At 54.0% G+C, this 337-nt stretch carries 1 rRNA gene; it reads right to left on the bottom strand.

The features are described 5' to 3' along the window. Positions 1-337: ribosomal RNA gene (locus AB2U09_RS00035) — 23S ribosomal RNA — on the bottom strand; the annotation flags it as partial.

The raw sequence follows: 337 nt of genomic DNA, 5'->3' as shown, positions 1-337 counted from the left end.
GGGTGCTTTTCAGCGTTCGCTCGCGCTACTTGTTCGCTATCGGTCTCGAGGAGTATTTAGCCTTGGCAGTAGATGCCTGCCGTATTCACGAGGGATTTCCAACCCCCGCTACTCCGGAACCGGCTCACGTCGTACTAGATTCTGTTACGGGGCTTTCACCCTGTGTCGCGCTCCGTTCCAGGAGACTTCACAGAAGCGTTCAGACGATGATCGCCGGCCCAATACACCACATCGGCCGAAGCCTTCAGTTTGGGCTGTATCGCGTTCACTCGCGGTTACTAACGATATCTCGATTGATTTCTTTTCCGACCGGTACTAAGATGTTTCAATTCCCGGC

The sequence above is a fragment of the Halosimplex yunnanense genome (assembly GCF_054504345.1).
The sequence above is the reverse complement of the archived record's forward strand: the minus strand, read 5'-3'. Positions and strand labels throughout refer to the sequence as shown.